Source organism: Kitasatospora sp. NPDC004799, from assembly GCF_040609095.1.
In the GTDB taxonomy this organism is placed as follows: Bacteria; Actinomycetota; Actinomycetes; order Streptomycetales; family Streptomycetaceae; genus Kitasatospora.
On the sequence record NZ_JBEXJK010000560.1, the window covers coordinates 1 to 4235 of the forward strand.

A 4235-nucleotide genomic window follows, 5' to 3' on the forward strand; every position below is an offset into this window, starting at 1 on the left:
GGCAGCGGCAGCGCCGCGCGGTCCAGCTTGCCCGCCCGGGTGCGCGGCAGCTCCGGCACCGGGACGACGGCAGCCGGCACCGACCGGCCCTGCAGGCGCGCACCCAGGTACTGGGAGAGCGACCAGCCGTCCGCCCCGTCCGCGCCCGGCTCGGTCACCGCGTAGCCGACCAGCCGCCGCTTGCCCGGCTCGGGCTCCACCTGGACGACGGCCGCCTCCCGGACCGCCGGGTGGCCGCGCAGCACGCCCTCCGCCCGGACGGCCGCCCGGACCACGGGGAGCACCGTGCCGACCGGCCGGGGGCCGAGCGGCCCGACCACGGTCGCCGCCCGGGCGGTGAACTCCAGCACGCCGTCCCCCCGCAGCCGCCCGACGTCGCCGGTCAGCAGCACCCGTCCGGCCGGGTCGAAGTCCGCCCGGACGAAGCGGCGGGCGGTGTCCGCGGGCCGGTTCAGGTAGCCGCGGGCCAGGCCGGCGCCGCCGATCGCGATCTCGCCGAACCGGCCGGGCGGCAGCGGCGTGCCGTCCGGCCCCAGCACGTACACCCGGGTGCCGGGGAAGGGGCGGCCGACCAGCGAGACCCGCTCGGCGTCGTCGGCGGCGGCCGCGTCCCGGACGTCGAACCAGGTGCTGTCCACGGTGGCCTCGGCCAGGCCGTAGACGTTCAGCACCCTGGCCCCCTCGCCGAGCAGCCGCCGCAGGCCCGCCTGCTCGTCCAGGTACCACTTCTCGGCGCCGACGGTCAGCAGCCGCACCCCGGGCAGCCCGCCGCCGGTGCGTTCCAGCAGCGCGGTCAGCCGGCGCGCGGTGCGGACGTTCAGCTCCAGCACGGTGATCCGCTCGGCGGCGACCAGGGCGGGCAGCGCGCCGAGGTCGGCCCTGCGCTTCGCGGTGAGGTCGAACGGGGCGACGACCAGGGTGGCGCCGGTGCCGAGGGCGCGGACCCAGGTGGCGGTGAAGACGTCGAACTCCGGGCTCGCGGTCTGCAGGATCCGGTCCTCGGCGGTGAGCCCGTACACCTCGCGCCAGCCCTCGTACGCGGCCAGCAGGTTGCGGTGCTCGATCAGCGCGCCGGTGGGCAGGCCGGTGGAGCCGGAGGTGTAGAAGACGCAGGCGAGGTCGGCGGAGGAGACCTCCGGCGGCTCGAACGGGGCCGTCGCCGGGGCGGCCGTGTCGACGCAGACCAGCTGTGCCGCGCCGGCGACGGCCAGCCGGGCCCGGTGGCGCTTCTCGGTGACCACCACGTCCGGCGCGGCGTCCGCCAGCACGTGCCGCAGCAGCCGGTCCGGTGCGGTCGGCTCCAGCGGGACGAAGGCCGCGCCCGCCTTCAGCACGGCCAGCAGCGCCACGTACACCTCGGTGCCCCGGCCCAGCGCGACCGCCGCCCGGCCGCCCGGGGCCAGGCCCCGCTCCGCCAGGACGGCGGCCAGCCGCCCGGCCCGCGCGTCCAGTTCCCGGTAGCTCAGCTCCCGCTCGCCGCAGCGCACGGCCACCGCCCGCGGCGCCCGGCGGGCCCGCCGTTCGACCAGTGCGTGCAGGGTGCCGGCCCGCTCCTCGGTCATCCTCGCCTCCCCTGTTCCCCTCGGCGGGGATCACCCGTCTCGGCCCCGTTCCCGTCGGCCCGGTTCCCCTCGGAGGCACGATCCTGCCCCCAACTCCCGCTGGGCAACAGGGTTCTGGCACGTCCACCCCTCGGACACCCGGGCCCGCCCCCGGCCGGCGGTTGTACTCTGCACGCGGACGGACGGCGCCGGCCCGTCCGGGTACGGCGCCCCGCCCGTCCACCGCGCCGGTGCACCCGGCCAGTACCGCCCGCCCGGCGCCGCGATCGGAGTCCCATGCATTCATCCGCCCCCGACCTCGCCGGGCCGCTGCTGCGCACCCGGGACGTCGACGTCGTGCGCGACGGCCGCCACCTGCTGCGCGGGATCACCCTGGAGATCCGGCCCGGCGAGCACTGGGCGCTGCTCGGCCCCAACGGCGCGGGCAAGTCCACCCTGCTCGCCCTGCTCGGCGCGGTCTCCCACCCCACCCGCGGCGAGGTGGACGTGCTCGGCCGCCGGCTCGGCCGGGTGGACGTCCGCGAGCTGCGCGCCCACCTCGGGCACGTCAACCCGCGCCACCCGCTGCGCTCGCCGCTGACCGTGCGCGAGGTGGTGCTCACCGGGCACACCAACACCATCGAGCCGGAGTTCCACCGCAAGCCGGCCCCGGAGGCGCTGGAGCGGGCCGAGGAGCTGATCGACACGCTCGGTATGCGCGCGCTGGCCGGGGCCGCGTGGACCACGCTGTCCCAGGGCGAGCGCGGCCGGGCCCTGATCGCCCGGGCGCTGATGCCCAGCCCCCGGCTGCTGCTGCTCGACGAGCCCGCCACCGGGCTCGACCTGACCGCCCGCGAACTGCTGCTGGACAGCCTGGACCTGCTGCGCCACCAGCACCCGGAACTGGCCAGTGTGCTGGTCACCCACCACCTGGAGGAACTGCCGGAGAGCACCACCCACGCCCTGCTGCTGCGCGGCGGCGAGTGCGTCGCGGCCGGGCCGGTGGCGGAGGTGATGACCACGGAGCTGATCAGCGAGACCTTCGGCCACCCGATCCGGATCAGCCGGCACGAGGGCCGCTGGACGGCCCGGGCCGCGGCCCGCCGGACACCGGGGAGGTAGCCGACGGCCGGGCACCGGGAAGCGCTCGCCGGACACCGGGAGGTCACGCCAGGCACCGGGAAGATAACGGTTCCGGGGGTGGGTATGGACGGAAAATCGTCTGTACGTAAGGTATGCCTTAGCTAATGATGGTCGGTTGTCCCCAGCCGGCCGCCCTGCCTCGGCACCCTCATGCCCTTTTCCGTTGGAGCCCCCATGTCCGCCCGTCGCCGTTCCACCGCAGCCGCGCTGCTCACCCTCGCCGTGGCGACCGCTACCCTGGCCGGCTGCGCGTCCAAGAAGGACGACAAGGCCGCCGCCTCCGACGCCGTCAAGGTGAACGCGACCGACACCGCCTGCGAGGTCTCCAAGACCAGCTTCCCGGCCGGCCACGTCGTGCTGGACATCAGCAACAAGGGCTCCAAGACCACCGAGGTCTACGTCTACGGCGACGGCGACAAGATCGTCACCGAGCGCGAGAACATCGGCCCCGGCACCAAGGCCAGCATCAACGCCGAGATCAAGGCCGGCTCGTACGAGATCGCCTGCAAGCCCGGCTTGGTCGGCGACGGCATCCGCCAGAAGATCACCGTCACCGGGGCGGGCGGCAGCGCCGCGCCGGCCGACCCGCGCCTGACCGCCGCCGTCGACGCCTACCGGAAGTACGCCCAGGAGCAGGCCGACGCCACCGTCCCGGCCGTCGAGGCCTTCGCCGCCGCGATCAAGGCGGGCGACGTGGAGAAGGCCAAGTCGCTGTTCGCGCCCTCGCGCACCGGCTGGGAGCGCACCGAGCCGGTCGCCGAGAGCTTCGGCGACGTCGACCCGAAGACCGACACCCGCGAGGACAAGCTGGAGCCGGGCCAGGAGTGGACCGGCTGGCACAAGCTGGAGAAGTCGCTCTGGGTCGACGCGAAGGCCGGTGACGACGAGAAGAAGCTCGCCGACCAGCTGGTCGCCGACCTCAAGGACTGGCAGAAGAAGATCCCCGAGGCCGAGATCACCGCGACCAGCATGGCCAACGGCGCCAAGGAGCTGCTGGACGAGGTCGCCACCAACAAGATCACCGGTGAGGAGGACCGCTACAGCCACACCGACCTGGCCGACTTCCAGGCCAACGTCGAGGGCGCGCAGAAGGCCTACGAGCTGCTGAAGCCGGTCGCCTCCGAGAAGGACGCGGAGCTGGCGAAGACGCTGGACTCCGAGTTCGCCGCCATCAACGCCCTGCTGGCCAAGTACAAGCAGGCCGACGGCACCTTCACCTCCTACGACAAGGTCACCGAGGCCGAGCGCAAGACCTTCTCCGACGCGGTCAACTCGCTGGGCGAGCCGCTGTCGAAGCTCGCCGCCGCCGTGGTCGTCAAGTAACCGGCCACGCACACCCGGAGCACCACCCCCACCGACGCCGTGGCGGCCCGAGAACCGGCCGCCACGGCCTCGGCGGGTCAGCGTAGAAGCCAGTAACAGGAGAAGGGCCCGCCCACCGATGGACACGGAGAACGAGCAGCAGCAGCTGCTGCCCGCACTCGGCGGCGCCCGCCGCTGTCCCGACCCCGAGGCCGTCCGCCGCACGGCGCGGGACATCGCAACCAGGAC

General features: G+C 74.6%; 3 protein-coding genes. 2 read left to right on the plus strand and 1 reads right to left on the minus strand.

Annotated features, from left to right (window positions below; all coding sequences use genetic code 11):
• Positions 1–1562: amino acid adenylation domain-containing protein (locus ABZW03_RS37950; RefSeq protein ID WP_355269004.1), on the minus strand; the 1562-nt coding region annotated here is incomplete at its 3' end.
• A gap of 276 nt (positions 1563–1838) precedes the next feature.
• Between ABZW03_RS37950 and ABZW03_RS37955 the strand changes: the two genes are divergently transcribed.
• Both ABZW03_RS37955 and efeO read left to right on the plus strand, forming a co-directional pair.
• Positions 1839–2663, plus strand: a complete 825-nt coding sequence (locus ABZW03_RS37955; protein WP_355269006.1) for an ATP-binding cassette domain-containing protein — start codon at positions 1839–1841, stop codon at positions 2661–2663.
• Positions 2664–2858: 195 nt separating this feature from the next.
• Positions 2859–4007, plus strand: coding sequence for an iron uptake system protein EfeO (efeO, locus tag ABZW03_RS37960; protein ID WP_355269008.1), 1149 nt, complete (start codon positions 2859–2861; stop codon positions 4005–4007).
• Positions 4008–4235: the final 228 nt, after the last annotated feature.

What these genes read in the sequence shown, in the direction of transcription:
- ABZW03_RS37955 (WP_355269006.1), top strand. Translation starts at nt 1,839, where the DNA reads ATGCATTCATCCGCCCCCGACCTCGCCGGGCCGCTGCTGCGCACCCGG.
- efeO (WP_355269008.1), top strand. Translation starts at nt 2,859, where the DNA reads ATGTCCGCCCGTCGCCGTTCCACCGCAGCCGCGCTGCTCACCCTCGCC.